Raw genomic sequence first — 23,795 nt, forward strand, 5'->3', positions numbered from 1 at the left:
GCCGGACGGGAGGGCGTCGGCCGTGAGCTACCGGTACGGCGACCCCGAGGAGGCCCGCCACGACTCGGGCTGGCTCGGCGGGAGTCCGACGGTCCAGACGCTCGTGGCGTTCCTCGCCGTCTTCGCGGTCCAGTCGGTGGTCGGCGTCGTCTCCCGCGGACTCGCTATCGGCCTGTTCGCGCTCGGCCCCTCGGTCTCGGCCAAGCCGTGGACGCTGCTGGTGAGCGTCTACGCCCACGCGGGCGTCGGCCACCTCGTCTCGAACGCGGTGGTCCTCGTGCTGGTCGGGCTGGCGGTCGAACGCGTGACGACGACGGTGCGATTTCACCTGTTCTTCGCGTCGGTCGGCATGCTCGCCGGACTCGCGCAGGTCGCGGTTACGGGCGTCTTCGGTCGCGGGAGCATGGTCCTCGGTGCGAGCGGTGCCGTTTTCGGCTTGTTGGGGTATCTGCTGGCTGGGAACCCGGTCACCGACGCGGTCCTCGGTCGGCTCCCGCTGGGTGGCCGGGCACGGGTGGCGTTGCTCCTCGTGCTGGCCGGAGCCGTGACGTTGTTCACCGCCTCGCCGGGCGTCGCGCTGGTTGCGCACTTCACCGGATTCGCGCTCGGCGCGGCGGCCGGGCGCGCCCGACTCCTGCGCGCGTGAGAAGTCCGACGCGAGACCGTGGGGAACACTCACCACCACGCCCGCGTCGAAACATAAGCTTCTAATAAGTGGACACGCTACGAACTATTGCATTCGCGGGCTCGTAGATCAGCGGTAGATCGCTTCCTTCGCAAGGAAGAGGCCCTGGGTTCAAATCCCAGCGAGTCCACTTTCTCCTTCCCTCGTTTCACTCGGTCAGTCGGTCGTGGACTCGCTGACCGTCGCAAATAAACCGCGTTTGCTCAGTCCCAGCGAGTCCACGAGATTTTCGCGGCGTAACGACGACGACCGAGGAGTCCCGACAAAATCCACGCCCCTCCTCGGTCGTCCCGTCGCTGGCACGCGAGTACGAACATCTATTTACGATGGTGGAGCAATGCCCGGATTATACCGACCAGCATGTCACTGCAACCATCCCAACCCGACGGGACGCTCCACGTCCTTCCGTTCGGCGGCGGGTCGCTCGCCGCCCGCGTCCGAGCGGTCTACGACGAGGCCCTCGACGCGGCCGACGGTCCCCACGACGTTCTCGTCCTCAAGCGCCTCCCGAACGGCGTCGCCGAGTTCACGACCGGCCTCCGCGACGCGGCCGACCTCTCGGTTCGCCCGAACGTCAAGTCGCTCCCTCGACACGCGGCCACCGTCCTCGACGAGGCCGCCCCCGACAAGCGCCTCCTCTCCTACGAGGAGCGCATCGAATTTCTCGCTCGCGTCCTCGACGGGTACAACTGGTCGTCGTACTTCGAGGAGGCCAGCCAACACGACTCGTTCGGCCGCGACGTGGGGCAGTTACTCCTCGACGCCGCGTGGCAGGGCGGGTTCGACCTGCCCGACGGCGAGGGCGGCGAGTACGACGAGTACCTCCGGGAGTTGGCGGACGTGAACGACGCCTTCCACGAGAAGCTAGCCCAGCGCGGACTAATCGAGCAGGCCGACGCGATTCCCCGAGCGATAGCGGCGTTAGACCGCCCCGGCGTCCGCCAGCGGGTCGAACGCGAGTTCGACGCGATAGTCGTCGCGGAGTTCGAGGAGTGTACCGCGATAGACCGGGCGTATCTAGCGTCGCTCGCTCGGAATGCCGACCTCCACTGCGTCGCCGAGTCGCAGGCCAGCGTCGAGCGCGTGAAGAAAGAACCCGGCGGCGTCGAACGACTCGCCGACGGACTCACCGTCGTCCGCCACGACGACGCCGCGGCCGACCGCTCGGCGGCGGCGTCGCGGCCCGAAAGCGCGGGAGAAGCCGACTCGGCGTCCGAAAGCGCCGAAACAGCCGCCTCGGAGACCGTCGGCCGAGCGTTCGGGCAGTTTCTGGCGACCGGCGACTGGGACGGCGACGCGACGGCGCGACTGATAGAGGCGGCCACGTTAGACCAGCAGGTCGAGGAGGTCGCCAACGAAATCGAGTACCTCCGCCGGGAACACGGCTGGGAGTACGGCGACTTCGCGGTCCTGCTCCGGACGGTCGGCGACCCCATGCCCCGCGTCCGTCGGATTCTACGTCACTCCGGGGTTCCGACCGCGGCCGCGGGGGTCGGCGGACTCGAACAGGACCTCGCGGTCCGCGAACTCCACGCGCTCGCCCGATACCACAGCGACGACGAGCGCCGCGCGCTCGACCTCCTGCGCGCCCGCGTCCCGGACGTGGACGCCGAACTCGTCGAGGAGTGCGTCGACCCGCGCTCGGTGGCCCAGAGCCTCAAACGCTGGATAGTCACGACCGACCTCAAGGGTCGAATCGCGGCCGAAAGCGCGGACATCGACGCCCGCGAGCAGTTCCAGAACGTCTCGCGTCTCGTCTCTATCGCCGAATTCGTAGACGAACAGGATTTCTTCGAAGTCAATTGGTCAGAATTTGTCGGTATGCTCAGACGTGCCATCACCTACGACGCGCCCTACGCCCACACCGCCGAGGTCGATGTCGCGGAAGGCGGCGTCACCGTCGGCGACACCGCGCTGGTGAAAAACGACTCCCGGAAGGCCGTCTTCCTCCTCAACGTCGTGGACTCGGAGTACCCCGGCGACGAGACGCTTTCGCCGCTGTTTCCGACGACGTGGATAACTCAGATGGATGGCTACCCGGCAGTAACACAACCGACCGAGGAGCAAGTCATCGACACCTACGCGACGGTCACCGACGTTGCTGGAAACGAGTTCGAGCGGTACCACGACGAACGCGCCCGCCGTCAGCTCGCCATCGGTGCCCGCGCCGCCGACGAGCGACTCTACTTCTGTACCTACGAACAGTCTCGCGGGTCGGTCGGGAAGCCCCGACACCGGTCGCGCTACCTCCACGCCGTCGCCGAGCATCCGGACCTGACCCTCGAAGAAGTCGAAGGGCCGGGCATCGACCGGGACATCCACACCCTCGGGAGCGCCTCGACGGAGATTCTGGCCCAACCGTGGAGCGAACTCGAACGAGTGCAGGCCGAGGCGAGTACCGGCGGCGAGGTCCAACTCGAATCCGCCGAGGAGCGCCTCGCCGCCATCCAGAAGGTGATAGCCGAAAGCGAAACTGTGGACCCGCGGTTCGAGCGGGCGGTGAAGACCCAGTTCGACTTCGCTCGCGGCGCGGTTCGTCCCGACGAGAACCCCGGCGCGACCGGAGGTGGTGAGTGATGAGCGACGACGCGACTGCCGACGACGTGGTTACGGCGGCCGAAATCGCCACCCATCTCGAATGCCCCCGGAAGTACGAGTTCGACCACGAGCGTCCACTATCGCCGCCGAAGACGAACCGCAATCGCCGTGAGGAGCATCGCCGGAAACTGTTGCGGGACTCGATTATCGCGGGTCTCCGCCTCGATACCGAGTCTCCCGACGAGCGCGCCGAGACTGCCCGTGAGCGGTTTGCGGAGCTATCGGGGTCGTCCCACTCGTCGGTCCTCGTGGCCGAACAGGCCCGGTACGACCGGGAGGCCGTCGGGGCCGCAATCGACGCCTACTTCCACGGCGACGGACAGGAACACGGCGAGCGATTAGTCGCGGCCGACGTGACGCTCGGCTACGAACGTGGTGGCATCCGGTACGAAACCACTGTCGATGCCGTGACAAAAACCGACCGCGGCCATCTTGCAATCGAGTACCGACCGACGATGCAGGGTATCCTACACGTCAGTTGGAACAAGGACGACAACGTTCAAGATTTTATAGAGGAAAAGAAGTTCTATCCCCAACAAATCGGGAGCTTCGTCCGGGCCGCAATCGCCATCTGCGGACTGACAGCAGAGTACGACCTGACTCGGAAGCACGATTTCGCCTGCATCTCGCTCCTCGAAAACAGTCGCCCCGCCTACGAGACCGGAGACGAGATTCACGTCAATCCCGAATCACGACGTTTCCGAAGCGCGTATCAAGACGAGCGGGATGACCTCGATAAACTGGTCGCCGACCGGGCCGCGGCGCTCCTCGGCGACGAGACCGACCCGCGGGACTGGCAGTTCGAGGAGATAACCGACCGGTCGTGTTCGTACTGCGCTTACCAGAACGCCTGCCCGGATGTCCTCGAATCTGAACTCTCGTTCACTGACCGCCACCGCGCCGCCGACGAATCGCCCGGCCAAACGCTATCCCACGAATCCTCCTCGGAGGAGTCACAATGACCGACAACAGCAGTTTCGACCCGAAAGGAAACCAACCCGCCGTCATAAACGCCACCGGGAGCGAACACAAAGTAGAGGCCGTCGCCGGGTCCGGCAAGACGACTACGATGGTCGAGCGACTGCGAAAGGAGATTCAGACTCGGGGGACGCCGCCGAGTCGGTTGCTGGTCCTCACGTTCGCTAACGAGGCCTCTCACGCGATTCAGGACAAACTCCGGGACATCCTCGGCCCGCACGACGCGTTCGAGGTGGACGTGTACACCTACCACTCCTTTGGCTACCAGTTGCTTCAGGAATACGCCTATCACGTCGGCGTCTCGCCCGAGTTCGACCTGATTACGAAGGAGGAGCGCCCGAACCTCATCGAAGCGGTCTACGACGAGGTTGATTTCTCGTTCGTTTCTCCCGACCCGCCGTTAGCCGGTGGTTTAGACGAACGAAACACCGGAATTTCGGACCTGAAGACGTTCATCGAGCGAATGCGTCGGGAAGCGGTCGAACCCGAGGACATCCGAAACTATCTCCCAGTCGACGATGATTTGCGGGAAATTCTCAAGTTGGTCGAAGACCTGCAAGAGATGGCTTTCGACTTAGTGGATGTGGATGCGAACGACATCATGTGGGACGACGACGAGATTGCCGAGAAGTGCGACCAGTTGGCTCGGGTGTACGGAGCGAAGGCCAACCAGTTCGACGGACCGGACCGCGTTCACACGACCGTTGCGGCCCATCTTCGGGCGATGCGGGATACGGCCGAGAACGTCGCGGACCACCTTCGCTCGGGTCGGGACTTCGATTGGCAGGAGTTCCGCATCCCCGAGGCGCTGTTCGCCGACGAGCGAAACATGTTCGATTCGGTCGCCCAGACTCCGATGGGTCGGCTTCACGAGTTCGTCCACATGCTCCGACGGTCTCGGGCCTTCGTGGACGCTTACGACGCCTACATCGACGCTTTGGACGACCGAGGAGCTTTCGACTACGACGAACTCATCCACGAGACCGTCTCGCTTCTCAAAGACGAGACAGTCCGCGAGGACATCCTCGGCCAGTGGGATGCGGTGTACTGCGACGAATTTCAGGACACCGACGAATCCCAACTCCAACTGGTTCGGGAGTTGCGCGACGAACTCGACATCATGGTGGTCGGCGACAGCGACCAAGCGATTCACGAGTGGCGCGGCCAAGACCCCGAGAACATGTCGAATCTGCCGAACTCCTTCGAGGAGCAGGGTCTCGACCTCAACTTCCGGTCGCGCCAGCCGATTTTGGACCTGACGAACAACATCGGCCGGGAGAAGCAGGCTATCACGTCGGATAGAGAGCCAGCGCCGCCGAACGTCTTCGCAGTCGATAGCGAGGCCGAACAGACCGAAGAGCAGGTCAGCACGACGATTTCGAGCCTCCTCACCGGGCGATTCGACGACGTGACCGACCGGGACCTCTCGGACATCGCGGTGCTGGTCCGGCGAAACAAACAGGCCCGTGATGTCGCCGAGCAACTCGACGCCGACAGTATTCCCTACACCTTGTCGGACGATACGTCGAACGACCTGAGTCAGGGATTGCGGACCGTCCTGTCGTACCTCCGAATCTTGGTGTCGCCGGGCGACGACGTGAGTTGGCAACGCGTGCTGTTGCACCTCTATCGAGTCCCGAAAACCGACGTTGACACGCTCGCTCGGGCCGGAGAGACGATTCCCGAGGGGTACGCCGCCACCACCGACGACGAACTGGACGCCCCCGATGCAGTCGCGGAGGCCATCGCGGACTACGAGACGCTGGACGAGATTTCGGCGACCCACTCGGTTTCGGAACTCTACTTGCACCTCAAACGAGAGACGCACGTCGAGTGGTTCCTGCGCGACGTAGACCGTGAGGCCCTCCACAACATCGAACGACTGATTTCGTCGTTCGACGATAGCCCGGTCCAGTCGCGTCTCACCGACGAGTTCCTCACCCATCTGGAACGTCGCGCTCACCTGCTGTCGGGAAGCGACGACACGGCCACCAGCACGGGACCCCAGTCCGACGACGCCGTCGATATTATGACAATTCATCAGGCCAAGGGGTTGGACTTCGACACGGTGCTGTTGCCCTTCCTCACCGAGGAGGACTTCGGTCATCTCGTACTCAACGACTATCAGGAGAAACTCCACAACTACGACCTGCTGGTGGACGACATCGAGGGCGAACTGGACGACCCGCTCCGGGGCGACCACAGCGAGAGCCAAATCGCCGAGGAGTGGCGCGTCCTCCACGTCGCCATCACGCGCGCCAAGGACCACCTCTTTCTGTTCGGTAACTCGGTCTCCGAGGAGGACCCGACCGCGGCGACGATAGACGACCTCCTCGCTGGCGAGGGGAGCGACGCGCCGATACGCTGGTCGTCGGAAGGCCCGCGGATGAGAGTCTGGGAGACGCTGATGGACAGCTACGACGCCGTCGCGGCCGAGACCCCCGAGGCGGTCCGGGACTACACCGAGGTCGTCAACAGGGGCGTGGACGAGGACCCCGGCAAGATCACCTACTACGAGCGGGAGCTATCCACGGAGGATGCCCTCGAAACGACGCTCCAGTTCGCCGACGAGGTGGTCGCCGGGACGCTGGCCGACGGCGAGACCGACACCGCCCAGTTCTCCGACGCGCCGCTCGGGCAGGAACTCGACATCGGACTGTCGCGCCAGCACAGCCACACCGCACTCGAAGCGGTCCGAACCTGCGAGCGCAAGCACCTCCTCGACCACGTGGTGGGGGCGTTCCCCGACCCGGTGTCCGGGACCGACTCGGAGTCGGCTGGTCACCGCCAGCGAGACGTGGGAACGCTGTTCCACGACGTGGCCGAACTCGCCTACTGGCGGGATTACGACGGCATCGACGAGTGGAAGTCCGCCTGCCGACGACTCGCTCGGAGCGAAGACCTGCCCCGCGCGCTCGACCCGGCGCTCGATTGCATCGACCGCTACTTCGAGACCCGAGCGTCCGGATGGGAGGCCATCGGTGCAGAGGTCCCCGTCGAACTGACGGGGGTCCCCGACGTGGACGGTGCGATAACCGGCTACGTCGACTCGATTCGGGAGTACCCCGACGGCGGCCTCGCGGTCGTGGACTACAAGACGAGTCACGACCGGAAGACGCTGGCCGAGAGTCACCAACTCGAACTCTACGTCCGCGCCTGCGACCGATTCGAGGACGAAGTGACCCACGCCGGGTACGTCTACGTCGGCGAGGCTGGTCCCGAGACCCAACTGTTCACGGCCGACGAGTTGGCCGAGACGTGGGAGACGCTCCGCGAGGACCTGCGGGCCGCGGACGGGTCGTCGTTCGAGAGCTACACGCCGGGAGCCCACTGCGAGTACTGTCCGCATCGGTCGCTCGGTTGCTCGGCCGACGAGTTCGCCTACGACGGCGAGTTCCTCGTGGACTGAGCGCGGTCGGTCCGTGGACCTCGGCGTCTGACACCCGTCATACGCCGAAACACAGGGTTTACCACGGATGAACGTAAGGAAAAGCACAATGAGTCTCAGGTGTTCGCTCCTCGGCCACAGCTTCGGGGAGGCAGAGATAGAACGGGAACGCGAGGAGCAGGGAAGCGAGGTCGTGGTCACGGTCCGGGAGTTCGAGGAGTGCGAGCGGTGCGGCGAGCGCAAGACCATCACCGAGAACAAGGAGGTCACCGCGATTCAGTCGCCCGCCCCCGACCTCGAAACGGCCGAGTCCGACGCCGGGATGGCCTCCCAGTCCGGGGAGTCCAGCGAGTCCGGTGGACAAACCACTGCCGAGGCCAGCGCGGGACAAGACGCCGGAACCGGCACGGCGACGGCCGGAGGCTCCGACGCGACACCGACCGGCGGCTCCGAGGCGACCGTCGGCGTCGAGACCGGCGCGGCCACCGACGCGGAGGTCACCGCGGCCGCTGGCGAGGACGACGCCGAGATTCTCGGCGACTCGACGGCGTCCGGTGGCTCCTCGGCGGAGGCGGGGGCGTCCGAGAGCGCATCGAACGCGACAGCGGATTCCGACGCCGCGGACTCCTCGGCGGACGCTTCCCCGCCTGCCGACGATGACTCGGACGAGGGACCATCGGCGGCCGACGACGACGGCGTCATCTTGGACGACGATGCCGACGCCGACGGGGCCGCCGAGTCGTCGGAGCGCACGCCCGGCGAGTGGCCCGAGGCCGAGACGACCCATCCCGCCGAAGCCGACGACGGTCCCGGCGAGTGGCCCGCCGTCGGGCGGGAGGACCCCGACGAGGGGTACGACGCCGAACCCGGCGATTCGGGCGACGCCGACGTGCAGTTCGGCGGCGGACTGACCCCCGAGTCCGCCCCGGAGGTGGACGACGACGAGTCCGACGAGGTGGAGTTCGTCAACGCCGAGGGCGACGCGCTCCAGTCGAAAGACGACTCCCGGAACCGGACCGAACTCTCGTCGGGCATCTCGGCCGGTGCGGAGGCACCGTCGATGTCCGGACCGTCCGAGGACCCCGACGTTGACGCCGAGTTCGTCTGCCCCGAGTGCGACTATCGGCAGGCGGTCGCCGGGTCGTCGCACCGGGCGGGCGACATCTGTCCGGAGTGTGGCCGCGGCTACATCGCACAGGAATAAATACGCGATACACGGAGCGAAGCGTCGGATTCAAGAGGAAGAACGACGCGAAAAGGGTTTACCACACCCTGTCCAAAGGGAGATTACCATGAAGGAATACAAGATGCGACGCGGCGAACATCTGGAGGACCGCATCCCGGACATGAAGGCGAAAGTCGAGGAGTACTTCGGCGAAATCACGGGCACCGAGGAACACAACGGCCACGAACTCTACGTGGTCGAAGACCCCGACAACCCCGTCTTCGACCGCATCCTCGCCGGGGCCGCCGAGTACAGCGGCAAGAAGGACAAACTCGCGGTCCACTTCGAGGAGCGCGACGCCGAAGAAGTCATCGCCGAGGGCAACGCCGACGCCGCGGCCGACGCCGTGGACAAGAAGAACGACTTCCTGCTGGAGGCGACGGGCCGCGACGCCAAAGCGCGCCGTGACTCCCTGAAGCGACAGGTCGAGGACGACGCCGAGAAACCCGACGGCGTCTCGTAGTCCGGCCGGTCCGCGTTTCATTTTTTACCCTTCTCGAAATCGAATCGAACTGGACCGAACAGCGCCCCGGCTATCGGTGTCGGGAGCAGTCCCGGCCGTCTCAGAAGTGGTCGCTGTTGGGCGACCCCTCGCCGCGACCCCCGCGGCCGCCCTCGTTGCGGTCGATGCCCATCACGCTCTCGGGTTGGTCTACGTCCCACCCGCTCGTGCCGTCCTCGGCGACCCGGACGGTCACGTCTTCGACCTCCTCGAAGTCCTTGGCGAGGTCGAGTTTGATGTTCTGTGCGGTCCGGGGGCTGATAGCACACCCCGAACAGGCACCACCCAACTCGACGACGACCTCGCCGCTGTCGGGGTCGGCCTTCTGGACGGCGCTCTCGCCGCCGTGCATGCTGATGATGGGCATCTGCCCCGTCAACCACCGCTCGACGCGGGCCTTCAGCGAGTCGTCGTCGGTCATGGTGTGAGAGTTAGGGATGCAGGGGTGGTAGGACTTTGGGTTTACTCCCGGACGCGTCGCCACGCGCCCGCCCCGACGAGCGCCGCGAGCGCCGCTCCGACACCGAATCCCGGCACCTCGCCGGAACCCCCGACATCGGAATCGGAGTCGGAACCGGATTCGGAGTCAGACCCGCGAGTCGTGGTCCCGCCAGCCAGCGCCGCCTGCTCGCTCGTCGCTCCGGCGGCCTCGGTCGTCAGCGACGGCGGGTCCTTCTGGGGCCTGTCGGTCCCGTCCTCTATCGGGAAGGTGTAGAGACCTCCTCTGCCGTTCGAACGCCGACCCATGCTACTGGCGAGGAAGACGCCCTCGGTCGCGCGCTTGGCGGTCCAGAAGGAGGCCTCGTCGGGTTCGCGCCACCACGCCAACTGCTCGGGGTTCGCGGGGTCCGAGATGTCGTGTATCTTCACGCCGCCCTGATACCACGAGGAGAACAGGCGGTCGCCCACGATGTCGAAGTTGTGGGAGGTCGTCCACGTCCCGGCGTAGGCACCGGGCGACTTCGGCGGGGCGATGGTCGAGAGTCGCGTCGGGGCCGTCGCGTCGGAAACGTCCCACAGTTCGACGCCGCCCGGACGACCCTCGCCGTCTACCTGCCACGCCTCCTTGTTGATGCCCACCAGATTCCCGTCGTCGCTGGCCATCGCGTAGTGGTCGTTGCCCGGCAGTCGCAGGACCTGTCGGGCCTCCTCGGGAAGGTTTCGGAGTTCCTTCGGCGACCGACCGCCGATTCGGGAGACGAACTCCGGGCTGGCGGGGTCGCTCACGTCCACGAGATACGTTCCGGCGTCCCAGTGGGAGATGTACGCCCGGCCGTTCTGGACCCACACGTCGTGGACGGTCCAGAGGCTCGTGGGAACCTCGTCCCACGCCGCGTTTCGGTCGGCGGGCGACCAGCGACCGACCTCCTCGGGACTGTCGTCGCTCGCGTCTACTATCACGAGCGCGTTAGTCTCGCCCATGTTTCCCGTCAGGTAGACGAGACCGTCCCGGAGGAAGCAGTTGTGAATCGGGAACTGGGTCTCGTGGAACGCGACCTGCTCGGGGTTCGTCGGGTCGCTCACGTCGAAGAGCGCGACCCCCTGCAACACCTCGCCCCGAATCGGGTTCGCGGGTCCGGCCGCGACCAGTCGGTCGCCCTCGACTTTCACGTCTTGGACCATCCGGAGCGGCCCGGTCTCGCGGCCCTCCTCCAGTCCGGTGCGCTCGGCGACGACCCGCGGGTCGCTGGGAACCTGTACGTCCACGACCGCGAAGCCGTCCATCTTTGCGACGTAAGCGAAGTCCCCGTCCGGGCCGGGCACTCCCTCTTTGGCGTTCGTTATCGAGACGCTCCCCAGTGGCCGGTAGGGACCCGGATGCGCCGTCGTCGTCTCGGCCGCGGAGCCGACTCCCACCGAAGCGAGCGCGACCGACCCGGACACCCCCCGCAGAAACTCGCGGCGATGCATGGCCGTTCGAAAGGTCCACAGAAAGATAAATTGGGGGGCGTGTCAGGCGACCGTCCGCGACCGGTCGCCCGTCCCGCCCGTCATCGCGCTGGCGATGGCTCCCTTCAACACCACGTCGTCGCCGAGGTTCGTCAACTGCACGTCGGGGACGTTGTTGAACACGAGGTCCTCGATGCGCTCGCAGATGGGGTCCACGACTAGCTCCTCGTTTTCCAGTGCGACCGCGCCGCCGACGTAGACCACCAGCGGGGCGTACGCCTGCGCGACGTTGGCGACCCCGAGCGCGTTCCAGTGGGCCACTTGGTCGATTACGTGGTCGGCGAAGTCGTCCTCGCCCGCCGCCGCGAACACGTCCACCGCCGAGAAGTCGGGGTCCGAAAGCGGGAGGTCGGTGTCGAGCGTGCCCGCGTCCTCCGCGAGCAACTTGGCGTACTCGGGGATGTTGTTCCCCGAGCAGTACGCCTCCCAGTGGCCGTCGCGGCCACAGCCACAGGTGCGTCGGCCCTGCGGGTCCACGACCATGTGGCCGACCTCGCCCGCGTTGCCGTCCCACCCCGAGAGGACCTGTCCGTCCACGCAGACGCCAGCGCCGATGCCCGACGAGATGGTCAGGTACACCATGTCGTCGGGGTTGCGGTCGCTGTAGAACCGCTCGCCGATGACGCCCGCCACGGTGTCGTTGTGGAGGTAGACGCTGTCGCTGTCGATGAGTTGACCGACGGGACCGGTCAGCGGGATGCGGTCGATGGTGTCGGGCAGGTTCGCCGGGTTGTCGATCGCGCCCTCCGCCAGATCCAGCGGTCCGATGGAGCCGATGGCGGCGGCCCGAATCGCGGCCGGAGGGAGGTCCGCGGCCTCGCACGCCTCCCGAAGACACTCCAAGACCGCCTCCGTGACCGCGATGCCCGTGGGGCCGTTCGGGGTGTTCGCGCGGTGGACGCTCACCACGTCCCCCTCGTCGTCGGCGACTGCCGCCCTGACGTTCGTCGCGCCGAGGTCAACGCCCGCGTAGTACGCCATTCACCCGAGACGCACGGTCCGGTCGCACTTAACTACAAGCATTTACTCGCCGACGAGTATGACACTTCTTGCCGTACGAGGCCGCTCTGTCGGGGATTCGCTCGCGTTCCCGACACGAATCTGCGATAGGCCTAACTGCTGTCGAGTGTTACCACAACTCATGTCTTCCGATGCAGACGGTGGGCCGGACGCGAACGACCGGTCGGACCCGGCCGACGGTTCGGACTCGGCCGACCGGTCGAACTCGGCCGATGCCCCGGACGCGGACCTCACCGACGAGGAGATAGCCGCGCTCCACGAGGTCGAACTCGGCGTGGAGTGGTTGCACCGCGCGCACGGCCACCTCGTGCAGTTCCACCACGCGACCGGCCACGCGATGGACCACCTCGCCGAGGCCGAGGAGGGCCTGCGCGAGGCGGGGTACGACGACCTCGCCGACCGCCTGCGCGACGACCTCCTGCCCCGCGGCGTGGTCGGCGACACGTGGTCGTACGGCGTGTTGGAGGCGTTTCAGGACGGCCCGATGGCCGCCGTCGAGTCGTTCGGGACCGACGCCCGCGACGAGGTTGCCGACGGCGAGCGCCACGTCGCCGAGCGCCGACAGGAGCGCGAGTGGAAGGGCCGGTCCCGGAAGTGAGGCGTCTCGACCGCGCGAACGTCGGACTCCTCGTCCGACCACGAGGACGCGCTCGCTGACACGACTTCCTGTTTGGGTGGACTGAAAGGGGCCGCCCGCTCGCGTTTACGCTGGTCGTCTCTGCGGGCCACTATTCGGAGCGCCGAGCGAAGCGAGGCGAGAGAATATCCCGCAGAGCGACCGCGAGCGGGCGGGGGCTTTCGAGAAGGAACCCGCTCCAGTGATATATTCGCACGAGAATAATCGGATTCCCGGCCAAAATCGTAACTCACCACACCTTCGACTATCGCCGACGGAAAACGAACCCGCTCGTTACAATCAGTCCCCGCGGACGAAGGTCACGGGGCAGGGCGCGCTCAACATCACCTCTTGGGCCGTACTCCCGAAGACGGCCTTCCCGGTCGGCGAGCGCTTGCGACCGCCGACGACCACGCGGTCGGCGTTGACCTCGTTGGCGAGGTCCACGATGCTCTCGCCGTGTTCGCCGACGCGCCCGCGGACGGTGTACTCGACGCCCGCCTCGTCGAAGGCGTTCGTGAGTTCCCGGACCGTCGCGTGACGCGAGGCCACCTCGTCGGTGTCGATGTCGCCAGCGGGGTCGTAGTCGAGTTGACTGACCACGCCGTCGAACTCCTCGTCGGTGAACACGTGCGCGAGGACGACCTGCGCGCCAGTCGGGCTTGCGACATCTACGACCGCCTCGGCTAACTCCTCGGTGCGGTCGGCGTCGCCCGGCCCGACCGCCAGCAGGATAGTCTGTAATGCCATACCGACAATTCCACGGTCCGGATATTAATGATATGCGGCCGTGGCGGTTTTTTGCGCCGCCTCGGTCCCCGCAGGCGGTCCTCCCGAGTCAGCGGTCCGAATCATGTCGAGGAATTGACTACCGCGGCGAGTCCGCCCGACGTTCGACGGGCGGCTTGAGGAATCTCGAACCACCCAAACAATTCTGTAGATATGTCTGACGCGCCTATAGCGTTCTTACCACGGAGAACGCCGCCGAAGCCTCAACACGGAAATACGACGACGCCGAAGCCCCGACTATGCTTCGACCAGACCTGACCGGACGGACCGCGCTCGTGACCGGGAGCGCGACGGGCGTCGGCAGAGAGTTGCTCCTCGCCTTGGCGGACTGCGGCGCGTCCGTGGCGGTCCACTACCGCTCCAGCGAGGAGGCCGCCCGCCAAGTCGCGGACGCCGCCCGCGAGCGGGGTGCCCCCGAGGTGACGACGGTACAAGGCGACGTGGCCGACCCCGACGACGTGGACGCGATGTTCGACGCGGTGGAAGACGACCTCGACGGCGTGGACGTGTTGGTGAACAACGTCGGCCCGTTCGCGCCCGACCACTGGGAGGACATCTCCTACGACGAGTGGAACACCGTGCTTCAGGCGAACGTCAACGGCACGTACCTCTGCTGTAAGCGCGCCCTGCCGGAGATGCGCGAGGAGGCGTGGGGTCGCATCGTGAACATCGGCTACGCCAGTGCAGAGAAGGGCATGGTCAACCCGAAGAACGCGCCGTACTTCATCGCCAAGCAGGGCGTGTTGATGTTCACCCGGATGCTCGCCAACGACACCCAGTACGAGGGCATCACGGTCAACGCCGTCTCGCCCTACGTGGTCGAGAACTCCGACGAGTTCCCCGAGGAGTTGCCCCGCGGCCGACCGGCCGACTTCGAGGACGTACAGCAGGCGATGCTGTTCTTCTTGGACGAGGACAGCGACTACATCAGCGGCGAGAACATCGAGGTGGACGGCGGGTGGTTGCCCGAGGAGGTGTAGGCGACTCGCCGCGCGGCCTCGGACTCACACCTCGTCGGGGTCCCACGAGTTCTCCTCGACCGACCACCCCTGCCGACCCTTCTCCAGTCTGTGAGCCTCGTCTATCAGTTCCTCCTGTTTGCGCACCACGTCGGTCATCGTGAGGATGCCGACCATCTCCATCGACGCCACGACGGGGAGCTTCTTCACGTTCTCGTCGTGCATCTGGCGGACCGCTTTCCGCACGGTTGCGTCCGGCGAAATCGTCACGAGCGACTCGCTGGCCGCCTTCGAGACCGGAATCTCGGCGAGGGGTCGCTCGGCGAGGTATCCGGCCTTCAGCGCGTCGGTCTCGGTGACGATTCCCGCCGGATTTCCGTCGCGCGTCACCACGGCGCTCCCGACGCCCGCCCGGAGCATCCGCCCGACAGCCTCGCGGAGCGAGGAGTCGGCGGGGACCGTCACCACGTCGGTCGTCATGGCGTCTCGAACGAGCATACCGAGTGATGACGACGGAGAGAACAACTTTGTTTGGGTCGGCATCGGTTCGACCGAACGCAGTTACCGATTCCCGAAGGTGACTTCGCCCGCGTCGCGGAACGTCTCGCTTCCCCAATCGCCTTCTCTCGTTACCGTTTCCAGTTCTCTCGCTTCGCGCTGTTCGTCGTTTTCTGTCTCGTCGGAGGAGTTCGATTCGACGTTACCCATGATTACGACCCGCTCAACAGTTTCTTCAGATGCTCCGTCGAGAAGAAGGAGGTCGGCTTGTCCATGTGGACGCCGATTTCTCCCGAGAACGCCGACAGCCCGACCTTCTGGACGCGCTCGGGGAGCGAGTAGCACTTCCGAATCCAGTGGCCCAACTCGATTTCCCTGTGCAGGTCCTCGCGCCACGCCTCCTCGTAGTCCAGTAGCGTGCCGGGGCGCTCGGGGTCGATGACCTTCGCGGCGTGGCTCGCGGCGGTCATCCCGTAGAGGATGCCGCCGCCGGTGAACGGCTTGGTCTGGGCGGCGGCGTCGCCGATGAGGAACCCTCGCCTGCTCGTCACGGAGTCGGCCGGGCCGACCGGAATCATGCCCGCGCAGAAGTGACTCGTCTCCGTGTCGTACTCGGCGGTGAACTCGTCGAACAGTTCCTTCGCGGAGGGGTCCGACCCCGGCGGGGCCGCCAGTCCGTACTCGACGCCGGACTCTCCGCGGGGGATGCGCCACGCGAAGAATCTGGGCGCGGTGAGGTGAACGTCCACGTAGTCGCCGGGGTCGTCCTCGTCGGAGAACGCGAGGACTCCTTGCAACTTCTCGCCGGGTTCCGGCAGGCCCAGTTCCGAGCGCACCCGCGAGACCGGGCCGTCACAGCCAGCGACCATCCGGGCCTCGAAGGTCTCGGTACCGTCCGGCGTGCTGGCGGTGACCTCCACGCGGTCGGGATGCTCCTCGACCAACGAGACGCTGTGGTTCTCCCGGAGGTCCGCGCCAGCGTCGCGGGCGGCCTCCGCGAGGAGTTCGTCCAGTCCCACGCGGTCGATGACGTTCGAGACGACCTCGCGCTTGTAGAAGGGGTAGTCGTCGCTGTCGGGGCCGCCGACGTGGAAGCGCGCGCCGTACACCTCGTTCTGGAGTAACTCCTCGCGCGCGCCCTCGGGCGTGAACTCCCAGATGTCGGTGCTGACGTGGCCCGAACAGGCCAGCGGTTTCCCGACCGCTCCGCGTTCGAGCGCCAGCACGTCGTACCCCCGTTCGGCCGCCCGCCGGGAGAATCGCGACCCGGCCGGGCCTGCCCCGACGACTACGAAGTCGTACATCGGTCGGGCGTACTACCCTACGGCCCAAGTATTCACCGCTCTGTACTCGATTCGTCGTGGCAGTCGGCGCGCTGGCGACTGTCGAACCGTACTCGTTCGACCTGTCGCCGCCGCTCGGTGGAGCGTTATCCGTCCACGTTCGGCGGAGCTTCCTGTTGAGCGAGTCGCCGCCGTCGCACGTAGTGGGTCGCCGCCGAGAGCGCGAACGCCGCGACGATGAGGACGCCCCATATCTCGTCGGGAATCGCCTCGAACGGCGGGACGCCCAGCAAGTCGCCGAGGACCAGAATCGCGCTCACGACCGCGAGCCCGAGGTAGTACCGAATCCACGGGAAGTCGTCCTGCGGCCGGAGATACCCCTCCAACTGGGCCGCGTTCCCCGACAGCTCGACCACGCCCCGGTTCTGGTTGTAATCGACGATGCCAGCGTCCGCGAGCTTCGGGAGATGCGTCTGGTAGAGCGAGGTGTAGACCGACTTGCGCTCGTTGGCCGACAGCCCCTCGACGGTCGTGTCGTTCTCCCACGCCGCGACCTGCTCGGCGAGTTCGCTCAGCTCGACCGGACGGTCCTGCTGCTTGAGGTAATGAAGCGTGTACCGTCGTCGCCGGTTCTTCAACACGTCGAAGATGAGGTCTTCGGACAGTGTTTCCTGCTCCGGTGAGTTGTCAGCCGAGCTCATGCTACCGATATCGGTCAATCGCTTGTTGCGCCGATGCCACCGCCACCCATCCCATCACGGTACGCCAGTTTCACTCGGACCACACTTTGTTATCCAGTACTTAGCGCCGAACCAATATCAAAAATCCATCAGGAAGCGGCAGTAATACGGGGATTCCCCGAGTTAACGTGAAGATAAGAAGACGAAGGCGGGAAATTAGATACTAATCGTCAGTCGTCGGTCGCCGGAGCCGCCCGCCGGTCGGTCCGAGGCCCGTCCAACTCCACTTCGGGGAGGAGGTCCCGGAGGTAGCGTCCGGTGTGGGAATCCTCGGCGCGGGCGACCTCCTCGGGAGTGCCCGCGGCGACGACTTCGCCGCCGTTCTCGCCGCCCTCCGGTCCGAGGTCCACCACGTGGTCGGCGTTCTTCACGAGGTCGAGTTCGTGTTCGATGACGACGACCGTGTTGCCCTTGTCGGTGAGTCGCTGGAGGACCTCGATGAGCTTTCGCTCGTCTTCCTTGTGGAGGCCCGTGGTCGGTTCGTCCAGCAGGTAGAGCGTGTCGCCGGTGTCTTTCTTGCCCAACTCCTCGGCCAGCTTGACGCGCTGGGCTTCCCCGCCCGAGAGCGTCGTGGAGGGCTGGCCGAGCTTCATGTAGTCCAAGCCTACGTCCTTCAGGAGACCGAGCCGTCTGGCGATGCGCTGGTCGTGTTCGAAGAAGTCGTAGGCCTCCTCGACGGACATGTCTAACACGTCCGCGATGGTCGCGCCCTTGTAGGTCACGTCCAGCGTCTCGTCGTTGTATCTGGCTCCGTCGCACTCCTCGCAGGGGACGTACACGTCCGAGAGGAAGTTCATCTCGATTTTGACGGTGCCCTGTCCGCCACACTCCTCACAGCGCCCGCCCTTCACGTTGAACGAGAAGCGGCCCTTCTCGTAGCCGCGCTGTTTCGAGAGCTTCGTCTCGGCGAACAGCTCCCGGATGTAGTCGAAGACGCCGGTGTAGGTCGCGGGGTTCGACCGAGGAGTCCGCCCAATGGGCGACTGGTCGATGAGCCGGACCTTCTCGACGTTCTCTATCCCCGTGATGTTGTCGTGGTCGCCGGGGTCCACGCTGGTGTTGTCGTTCATCTCGCGGGCCAGCCCCTTGTAGAGGATGTCGTGCATCAGGGTGGACTTCCCGGAGCCGGAGACGCCGGTAATCGCGGTGAACTGCCCGACCGGCAGGTCCACGTCGAGGTCTTTGAGGTTGTGCTGGCGCGCGCCCACGACCGTCAGGGCCGCGTCCGTATCGCGGCGGTCGTCGGGCACCGGAATCTCCTTGCGGCCCGCCAGATAGTCGCCGGTCAGCGACTCGTCGCAGTCCTCCACCTCGTCTACGGTCCCCTGCACGACGACCTCGCCGCCGCGCTTGCCCGGCCCCGGACCCATGTCGATGACGTTGTCCGCCCGGCGCATCGTCGCCTCGTCGTGTTCGACCACGAGGAGGGTGTTGCCCAAGTCCCGAAGCTCCTCCAAGGTGTTCAGCAGGCGGTCGTTGTCCCGCTGGTGGAGGCCGATGGACGGCTCGTCCAGCACGTAGAGGACGCCGACGAGTCCCGACCCGATTTGGGTCGCGAGCCGGATGCGCTGGCTCTCGCCGCCCGAGAGGGTGGCGGCCTCGCGGTCGAGGGTGAGGTATTCGAGACCGACCTCCTCCATGAAGCCGAGGCGGGCGCGAATCTCCTTCAGAATCTCCTCGGCAATCTTGGTCTCGCGCTCGTCTAAGGTCGCCTCCAATCCCTCGAAGTGGTCCAGCGCGTCGCCGATTGACATCTCGTTGACCTCGGTGATGGACGTGCCGTCCACGTACACCGACCGGCTCTGGTCGTTGAGTCGCGTCCCGTCACAGACCGGACACTCCGTGACCGCCATGTACTCCTCGATGTGGTCGCGGGTGCTGTCGGAATCGGTCTCGACGTAGCGGCGTTCGAGGTTCGGGATGACGCCCTCGAACCGCTCGTCCTTCTCGCGGGTGCCGTTCTTGGTCGTCCACTCGAAGTGAACTTTCTCGTCGGTCCCCCAGACGAAGGCGTCCCGCACGTCCTCTGGTAGCTCCTCGAAGGGCGTCTCGACGCTCACGCCGAAGTGGTCGGCCACGTTGTCGAGCTGTCGCCGGTAGTAGGTCCGGTTGTAGCTCCACGGCTCGAAGACGTGCTTGAGCGGTTTCGAGGTGTCCTGAACCACCAACTCCTCGTCTACTTCCTTCGTCTCGCCGATGCCCTCACACTCCGGGCACGCGCCGTGGGGGCTGTTGAACGAGAACGAGCGCGTCTCTATCTCCCGGAAGTCGATGCCGCAGTGCGTGCAGGCCAAGTCCTCGGAGAACTCCACGACGAGACGCTCCTCGTCGCTCTCGTCGGCCAAGTCGCCCGTCGAGCGCGCCGTGGCACCGCCGAGGTCGGCCTCGGCCTCCTCGGGCGGGTCCGGCAGGACGACCTTGAGCGCACCGTCGGCCTCCTCCAGCGCGGTCTCGACGCTGTCGGTGATGCGCGAGCGAGCCTCGGGGGAGACCTTCACGCGGTCCACGATTACGTCCACGTCGTGGTCGTAGTTCTTGTCGAGGTCCGGGCGACTGGTCGTCAGGTCGAACTCCTCGCCGTCCACCTCGACGCGGGAGTACCCCTCCGAGACCAACTCGTCGAACAGGTCCTCGAAGGCTCCCTTCTGGTCGCGGACGACCGGGGCGGCGATTTTCGCGCGGGTGCCCTCGGGGAGTTCGAGGACGCGCCGGACCATGTTCTGGGCGCTCTGCTCGCCGACCTCGCGGCCACACTCCGGACAGTGGGGCGTCCCGATGCGAGCGTACAGCAGGCGGAAGTAGTCGTGGAGTTCGGTGACGGTGCCGACCGTCGAGCGGGGGTTGTTGGCGGCGTTCTTCTGGTCGATGGAGATGGCGGGCGAGAGTCCTTCGACGTTCTCGACCTGCGGCTTGTCCATCTGCCCGAGGAAGTTGCGGGCGTACGCCGACAGGCTCTCGATGTACCGGCGTTGCCCCTCGGCGTAGACGGTCTCGAACGCGAGCGACGACTTGCCCGACCCCGACAGCCCCGTCACCACGTTGAACTGCTCGCGCGGGATGGAGATGTCGAGGTCCTTGAGGTTGTGCTCCTCCGCGCCCTTCACGTCGATGTACTCCTTGCTCATCGTTTTCGCGTCCCGAGAGAACTCGTTTGCGTGCGCTGTGCCGTCTCGTTCATCAAGAGGTTACAGGGATTCAGGGCACTTAACGGGATTGTAATCGGAAAGTCGCGGTCGAGTGGGATATCTCGAAATCCCCGATTCGCGGACCGAGGTCACCGTCCCGCGCTCCGCCACGGCGCTTTTCCTCTCGGTCGTCGTACACGTCCTATGGACGCGGAGAAGGCGTTCTCGCTCGCCCTGCTCGCGGTCGCGCTCTACGCCTCGCTACTGGTCGTCTGGCCCTTCTTCACCTACATCGCCTTGGCGGTCTTTCTGGCCTACGCGCTCTTCCCGCTCCAGCGCCGCCTCGCGCCACGAATCGGCCCGCGAATATCCGCGGTCGTCCTGATGGTCGGGTCCACCGTCCTGTTCGTCCTCCCGTTCGTGCTGATGCTACAGGTCGTCCTCCGACAGGCGCTCTCGGTGGTCGAACGCGTCCAGTCGGGCGAAATCGACGTGGGATTTCTGGAGGAGCTTCTGGCGAGCGACCTCGGGCAGGACCTCCTCGAAGCGATTCGGTCGGGCGCGGGCCGAATCGTCGAGGAGTCGGTCAACGTCGTCGGCGGGGCCTCGACTGCCGCGGTCGGAGTCACGATTCTGGGCTTCCTGCTCTACTACCTGCTGGTCGGCGGCGAGGATGCGGTAGCGTGGTTCCGCGAGGTGACGCCGCTCCCGGCCGCCGTGCAGGACCGACTCCTCGCGGACTTGGACCGCCTGACCTACGCGGTCCTCATCACGCAGGGCGTCATCGCGGTCGTGCAGGCGATTCTGACGGGTCTCGGCCTGTTTCTCCTCGGGTTCTCGAACGTCCTCTTCTGGACGGTGTTCGCAGTCGTCCTCGGCTTGCTTCCGTTCGTCGGGTCGATGTTCATCTGGATTCCGGCCGCCGTCCTGCTGATTGCGACGGGGCGACCGCTCGGCGGCGCGGGCCTGCTGGTCTACGGGTTCGGCGTCATCAACCTGACCGACAACTACCTCCGACCGGTCCTCGGCGGCCGGAGCGCGAACCTGAATCCCGCAATTCTCGTCATCGGCATCTTCGGCGGACTGGTCGTCTTCGGGTTCACGGGCATCTTCGTCGGCCCCATCGTGTTGGGGTTCACGAGGACCATCGTCGCCGTCGTCGCCGACGAGTACGCTTCGGATCGACACGAGACCGACGACAGTTTAGAGCGCCGGAAGGAGGGCCGGAGCGAACGAGACGAAGGCCGGAGTGAACGCGATACCGAGGAGCGCCAGCGCCACGACGAGGAGCGCGCCGGGGAGTCCCCCGATGGCGACGATGAGAAGGACCCACGGGGAGACGACCACGCCGATACCGAGCCACTGCGCGACGAACAGCGCCAGCAGGCCGACGACGGCGTTGACGAGTAGCGCCTTCACCGCCTTGGTCAGCCAGTAGACCGCGACGACGGCGACGACGACCGCGAACAGGAGGCCCAGTTCGAGACCCGTGACCATAGCTCCGAATCGACGCCACTCGTCAAAGATACTCCGTTGAGCGGACGTTCGAGGAAATGTTTGAATCAAAACGAGAGGCGACGAATCAGTACTCGGGCACGCGCGCCGACCGGTCGCTCCCCTCCACGAACGGCAGGGCCGCGAGGTCGGCCGGGACCTCCTCGCCCTCGACGCGGACGGTCAGGCCGGACGCCGAATCGTCACCGTCGTCTTCCGCACCGACCTCGAAATCGACCACCGCGAACGCGATGGGTTCCTCCGCGGTCGGACTCTCGACCGCTCGCGTCACCTCGCCGACCGCCTCGTCGCCCGCGAAGACGGCCGCGCCCGAGTCGGGCACTCGTTCGGGGCGCAGGCCCACGAGTCGCTTGCTCGGCCGCCCGCGGTTCTCGACGCGCGAGACGACCTCTTGGCCGACGAAACACCCCTTCTCGAAGTCAACCGCGTTCCGGAGACCGACGACGTTCGGAATGTGCCCCCGTAGCTCGGTCTCGAACAGCGGCGTGCCCGCTTCCAGCGTCAGCGACTCCCACGTCGTCCGGCCAAAGGGTGCGGCGTTCAGCCCCTGATTCAGCAGGGTGTCGAAGACCAACTCGGCGTTCGCGCGCTCGTCGCCCGCCTCGTTGACGGTCGTCCCGGTGGCACAGACCACCTCGAAGCCCTCCTCGCCGGTCGGCGCGTCGGTCCGAAGCACGGTGACGCCCACGGAGGCGATTCGCCCCCGGACGAACGAGAGGTGGTCGGCGGGCGAGGAGGCCCCGTTCAGCACGCTGGCTATCTTCTCGGTCGCCTTCGGGCCGTGGACGCCGAAGACGGCGAAGTCGTCGGTGGCGACCGAAATCTCCACGTCTTGGATGAAGACTTTTTCGCGCCACTCGTCGGCGAGCGCGGCGGCCTCGCCCGGCGGGACGAACAGTAGCAGTTGCTCGCCCGCGTTGTAGACGTACATGTCCAACTCGACGCCGCCCTGCGGGTCGAGCAAGAGTGCGTAGGCTCCCTCGCCGTCGGCGGTCGGCACGTCGTTCGACACCACGTTGTCCACGTACTCCACGCGGTCGTCGCCGCCGACCGTGACCACGCCGTAGGGCATCTCGGTGACGCCGACGACGTTCCGGACCGCGACGTGCGCGCGGTCGGGTCGCCCGTAGTCGGCGGGCACCTCGCGGTCGCCCACCGCGGTCCACTCCGCCCCGAGGTCGGCCTGTTGCTCCTCGATGACAGTCATTCTACCTCGGATTCGGTCACGGACGGGATTAAAAGGTCGGAATCCGAGATAGCGACCGACCCCGCCAACGGCATCGGTGACAGCGACCGACTCCGCCAACGACCGCAGTGACGGCGACCACCCGGCGCGTGCTGGCGCGCCCTCCGTGGCGCGCCCAGCGCGTGAGGGCCGAGCAACGCAGGCCGGAGGCCGAGTAGCGCAGAAGGTTGGGGAGGTGTGAGGCCCCGGTGGCGGTTGCGGTGCTGTCTAGCGGCATGATTAGTGTCGGCAGTAGTCCGGTCTGCGATGGTTGCTGTGGTTCGTGCTGTGAAATAGTCTCGGAATAAAGATTTTATTCACAAGATCGCGTCAGGGAAACGTTCCGAGACAACACTCTATAGCGGCAGTCGGTCGATAATCTTGTCCACGAACGACGGCTCTTCGACCTCCTCGTCGGGGTCCGGAACCACCCTCTCGTCGGGCGTGATGAGCGTCCGGTGGTCGCCCTCGCTGGCTTCGATGAGACCGTCCTCCTTGAGGTTGGCGAGCGCGGTCTCCAAGTCGTCGATGTCGGCCTCGACGTGCGAGCGGATCTCGAAGACCGTCATCCCGTCTTCGTTCCGGTCGACGAGCGCGTCGAGTACCGCAACCTCGACCTCCTCGCGGTTCCGGTACTCACGCTTTGCCTTCATACGCTGACGTATGACCGGCGGGGTTTTACCTTTATCTGAACGTGTA

The 23,795-nt window shown here is 65.9% G+C and carries 20 protein-coding genes, 1 tRNA gene and 1 pseudogene; 10 read left to right on the forward strand and 12 right to left on the reverse strand.

Features of this window, described 5'->3' with window-relative positions; translation table 11 throughout:
- Positions 1-22: 22 nt before the first annotated feature.
- From EPL00_RS01530 to EPL00_RS01560, 7 genes are all read left to right on the forward strand, one after another.
- Entirely contained in the window at positions 23-646 is a 624-nt protein-coding gene (locus EPL00_RS01530; RefSeq protein WP_202932520.1) for a rhomboid family intramembrane serine protease, read from the forward strand.
- Between the two features lie 97 nt (positions 647-743).
- Positions 744-815 (forward strand) — tRNA-Ala (locus tag EPL00_RS01535).
- Between the two features lie 230 nt (positions 816-1,045).
- Positions 1,046-3,262 carry a PD-(D/E)XK nuclease family protein gene (locus EPL00_RS01540; RefSeq protein ID WP_135852163.1) on the forward strand — a complete coding sequence of 739 codons (2,217 nt, stop codon included), beginning with the start codon at positions 1,046-1,048 and terminating at the stop codon, positions 3,260-3,262.
- Positions 3,262-4,245 (forward strand): PD-(D/E)XK nuclease family protein, encoded by a 984-nt coding sequence (locus EPL00_RS01545; RefSeq protein ID WP_135852162.1) that lies wholly within the window; start codon positions 3,262-3,264, stop codon positions 4,243-4,245. The genes EPL00_RS01540 and EPL00_RS01545 overlap by 1 nt, the downstream gene beginning before the upstream one ends.
- Positions 4,242-7,670 (forward strand): ATP-dependent helicase, encoded by a 3,429-nt coding sequence (locus EPL00_RS01550; protein WP_135852161.1) that lies wholly within the window; start codon positions 4,242-4,244, stop codon positions 7,668-7,670. Before EPL00_RS01545 ends, EPL00_RS01550 begins: the two co-directional genes overlap by 4 nt.
- A gap of 88 nt (positions 7,671-7,758) precedes the next feature.
- Positions 7,759-8,853: a DUF7093 family protein gene (locus tag EPL00_RS01555; protein ID WP_135852160.1), complete on the forward strand. Its 1,095-nt coding sequence runs from the start codon at positions 7,759-7,761 to the stop codon at positions 8,851-8,853.
- Positions 8,854-8,941: 88 nt separating this feature from the next.
- Positions 8,942-9,337 carry a DUF5611 family protein gene (locus tag EPL00_RS01560; protein WP_135852159.1) on the forward strand — a complete coding sequence of 132 codons (396 nt, stop codon included), beginning with the start codon at positions 8,942-8,944 and terminating at the stop codon, positions 9,335-9,337.
- Between the two features lie 100 nt (positions 9,338-9,437).
- On the opposite strand, the gene EPL00_RS01565 is transcribed toward EPL00_RS01560, so the two are convergent.
- Genes EPL00_RS01565 through EPL00_RS01575 form a run of 3 tightly spaced genes read right to left on the reverse strand, consistent with a single transcriptional unit; the run spans position 9,438 to position 12,307 of the window.
- Positions 9,438-9,797, reverse strand: coding sequence for a NifU family protein (locus tag EPL00_RS01565; protein WP_135852158.1), 360 nt, complete (start codon positions 9,795-9,797; stop codon positions 9,438-9,440).
- Between the two features lie 41 nt (positions 9,798-9,838).
- Positions 9,839-11,287, reverse strand: coding sequence for an LVIVD repeat-containing protein (locus tag EPL00_RS01570; protein WP_135852157.1), 1,449 nt, complete (start codon positions 11,285-11,287; stop codon positions 9,839-9,841).
- A gap of 42 nt (positions 11,288-11,329) precedes the next feature.
- A complete protein-coding gene (locus EPL00_RS01575) occupies positions 11,330-12,307 on the reverse strand; it encodes an ROK family protein (protein WP_135852156.1) in 978 nt (325 codons plus the stop codon).
- Positions 12,308-12,467: 160 nt separating this feature from the next.
- Between EPL00_RS01575 and EPL00_RS01580 the strand changes: the two genes are divergently transcribed.
- Complete coding sequence (locus tag EPL00_RS01580) at positions 12,468-12,944, forward strand: hypothetical protein (RefSeq protein WP_238398100.1); 477 nt, start codon at positions 12,468-12,470, stop codon at positions 12,942-12,944.
- Positions 12,945-13,262: 318 nt separating this feature from the next.
- Here EPL00_RS01580 and EPL00_RS01585 read toward each other — a convergent pair whose 3' ends face one another.
- Positions 13,263-13,712, reverse strand: a complete 450-nt coding sequence (locus EPL00_RS01585; protein WP_135852155.1) for a universal stress protein — start codon at positions 13,710-13,712, stop codon at positions 13,263-13,265.
- Positions 13,713-13,990: 278 nt separating this feature from the next.
- On the opposite strand from EPL00_RS01585, the gene EPL00_RS01590 reads away from it, so the two are divergent.
- Positions 13,991-14,731, forward strand: coding sequence for an SDR family NAD(P)-dependent oxidoreductase (locus tag EPL00_RS01590; protein WP_135852154.1), 741 nt, complete (start codon positions 13,991-13,993; stop codon positions 14,729-14,731).
- A gap of 24 nt (positions 14,732-14,755) precedes the next feature.
- Here the strand turns inward: EPL00_RS01590 and EPL00_RS01595 are convergent, their stop codons facing one another.
- The 5 genes from EPL00_RS01595 to uvrA form a co-directional block, all read right to left on the reverse strand.
- The gene (locus tag EPL00_RS01595; protein WP_135852153.1) at positions 14,756-15,208 is read right to left on the reverse strand and encodes a CBS domain-containing protein; all 453 of its coding nucleotides are present in this window, start codon (positions 15,206-15,208) and stop codon (positions 14,756-14,758) included.
- 63 nt (positions 15,209-15,271) lie between these two features.
- Positions 15,272-15,418 carry a hypothetical protein gene (locus EPL00_RS01600; RefSeq protein WP_162224125.1) on the reverse strand — a complete coding sequence of 49 codons (147 nt, stop codon included), beginning with the start codon at positions 15,416-15,418 and terminating at the stop codon, positions 15,272-15,274.
- A 2-nt stretch (positions 15,419-15,420) separates the two neighbouring features.
- Positions 15,421-16,512 carry a geranylgeranyl reductase family protein gene (locus EPL00_RS01605; protein WP_135852152.1) on the reverse strand — a complete coding sequence of 364 codons (1,092 nt, stop codon included), beginning with the start codon at positions 16,510-16,512 and terminating at the stop codon, positions 15,421-15,423.
- A gap of 125 nt (positions 16,513-16,637) precedes the next feature.
- Positions 16,638-17,192 (reverse strand): DUF7344 domain-containing protein, encoded by a 555-nt coding sequence (locus tag EPL00_RS01610; protein ID WP_135852151.1) that lies wholly within the window; start codon positions 17,190-17,192, stop codon positions 16,638-16,640.
- 209 nt (positions 17,193-17,401) lie between these two features.
- Complete coding sequence (gene uvrA / locus EPL00_RS01615; protein WP_135852150.1) at positions 17,402-20,356, reverse strand: excinuclease ABC subunit UvrA; 2,955 nt, start codon at positions 20,354-20,356, stop codon at positions 17,402-17,404.
- A 204-nt stretch (positions 20,357-20,560) separates the two neighbouring features.
- On the opposite strand from uvrA, the pseudogene EPL00_RS23750 reads away from it, so the two are divergent.
- Positions 20,561-21,499: pseudogene (locus EPL00_RS23750) on the forward strand (AI-2E family transporter); the annotation flags it as partial.
- Between the two features lie 60 nt (positions 21,500-21,559).
- Here EPL00_RS23750 and EPL00_RS01625 read toward each other — a convergent pair.
- From EPL00_RS01625 to EPL00_RS01635, 3 genes are all read right to left on the reverse strand, one after another.
- Positions 21,560-21,853, reverse strand: a complete 294-nt coding sequence (locus EPL00_RS01625) for a pro-sigmaK processing inhibitor BofA family protein (RefSeq protein WP_135852148.1) — start codon at positions 21,851-21,853, stop codon at positions 21,560-21,562.
- Positions 21,854-21,938: 85 nt separating this feature from the next.
- The gene (ygfZ, locus tag EPL00_RS01630; RefSeq protein ID WP_135852147.1) at positions 21,939-23,078 is read right to left on the reverse strand and encodes a CAF17-like 4Fe-4S cluster assembly/insertion protein YgfZ; all 1,140 of its coding nucleotides are present in this window, start codon (positions 23,076-23,078) and stop codon (positions 21,939-21,941) included.
- A gap of 374 nt (positions 23,079-23,452) precedes the next feature.
- Complete coding sequence (locus EPL00_RS01635) at positions 23,453-23,749, reverse strand: DUF6432 family protein (RefSeq protein WP_135852146.1); 297 nt, start codon at positions 23,747-23,749, stop codon at positions 23,453-23,455.
- Positions 23,750-23,795 lie beyond the last annotated feature (46 nt).

Origin of the sequence: Halorussus salinus, assembly GCF_004765815.2 — an archaeon.
GTDB lineage: Archaea > Halobacteriota > Halobacteria > Halobacteriales > Haladaptataceae > Halorussus > Halorussus salinus.

What these genes read in the sequence shown, in the direction of transcription:
- ygfZ (WP_135852147.1), bottom strand. Translation starts at nt 23,078, where the DNA reads ATGACTGTCATCGAGGAGCAACAGGCCGACCTCGGGGCGGAGTGGACC.
- EPL00_RS01565 (WP_135852158.1), bottom strand. Translation starts at nt 9,797, where the DNA reads ATGACCGACGACGACTCGCTGAAGGCCCGCGTCGAGCGGTGGTTGACG.
- EPL00_RS01545 (WP_135852162.1), top strand. Translation starts at nt 3,262, where the DNA reads ATGAGCGACGACGCGACTGCCGACGACGTGGTTACGGCGGCCGAAATC.
- EPL00_RS01570 (WP_135852157.1), bottom strand. Translation starts at nt 11,287, where the DNA reads ATGCATCGCCGCGAGTTTCTGCGGGGGGTGTCCGGGTCGGTCGCGCTC.
- EPL00_RS01605 (WP_135852152.1), bottom strand. Translation starts at nt 16,512, where the DNA reads ATGTACGACTTCGTAGTCGTCGGGGCAGGCCCGGCCGGGTCGCGATTC.
- EPL00_RS01575 (WP_135852156.1), bottom strand. Translation starts at nt 12,307, where the DNA reads ATGGCGTACTACGCGGGCGTTGACCTCGGCGCGACGAACGTCAGGGCG.
- EPL00_RS01625 (WP_135852148.1), bottom strand. Translation starts at nt 21,853, where the DNA reads ATGGTCACGGGTCTCGAACTGGGCCTCCTGTTCGCGGTCGTCGTCGCC.
- EPL00_RS01540 (WP_135852163.1), top strand. Translation starts at nt 1,046, where the DNA reads ATGTCACTGCAACCATCCCAACCCGACGGGACGCTCCACGTCCTTCCG.
- EPL00_RS01550 (WP_135852161.1), top strand. Translation starts at nt 4,242, where the DNA reads ATGACCGACAACAGCAGTTTCGACCCGAAAGGAAACCAACCCGCCGTC.
- uvrA (WP_135852150.1), bottom strand. Translation starts at nt 20,356, where the DNA reads ATGAGCAAGGAGTACATCGACGTGAAGGGCGCGGAGGAGCACAACCTC.
- EPL00_RS01635 (WP_135852146.1), bottom strand. Translation starts at nt 23,749, where the DNA reads ATGAAGGCAAAGCGTGAGTACCGGAACCGCGAGGAGGTCGAGGTTGCG.
- EPL00_RS01580 (WP_238398100.1), top strand. Translation starts at nt 12,468, where the DNA reads ATGTCTTCCGATGCAGACGGTGGGCCGGACGCGAACGACCGGTCGGAC.
- EPL00_RS01610 (WP_135852151.1), bottom strand. Translation starts at nt 17,192, where the DNA reads ATGAGCTCGGCTGACAACTCACCGGAGCAGGAAACACTGTCCGAAGAC.
- EPL00_RS01590 (WP_135852154.1), top strand. Translation starts at nt 13,991, where the DNA reads ATGCTTCGACCAGACCTGACCGGACGGACCGCGCTCGTGACCGGGAGC.
- EPL00_RS01560 (WP_135852159.1), top strand. Translation starts at nt 8,942, where the DNA reads ATGAAGGAATACAAGATGCGACGCGGCGAACATCTGGAGGACCGCATC.
- EPL00_RS01595 (WP_135852153.1), bottom strand. Translation starts at nt 15,208, where the DNA reads ATGCTCGTTCGAGACGCCATGACGACCGACGTGGTGACGGTCCCCGCC.
- EPL00_RS01555 (WP_135852160.1), top strand. Translation starts at nt 7,759, where the DNA reads ATGAGTCTCAGGTGTTCGCTCCTCGGCCACAGCTTCGGGGAGGCAGAG.
- EPL00_RS01600 (WP_162224125.1), bottom strand. Translation starts at nt 15,418, where the DNA reads ATGGGTAACGTCGAATCGAACTCCTCCGACGAGACAGAAAACGACGAA.
- EPL00_RS01585 (WP_135852155.1), bottom strand. Translation starts at nt 13,712, where the DNA reads ATGGCATTACAGACTATCCTGCTGGCGGTCGGGCCGGGCGACGCCGAC.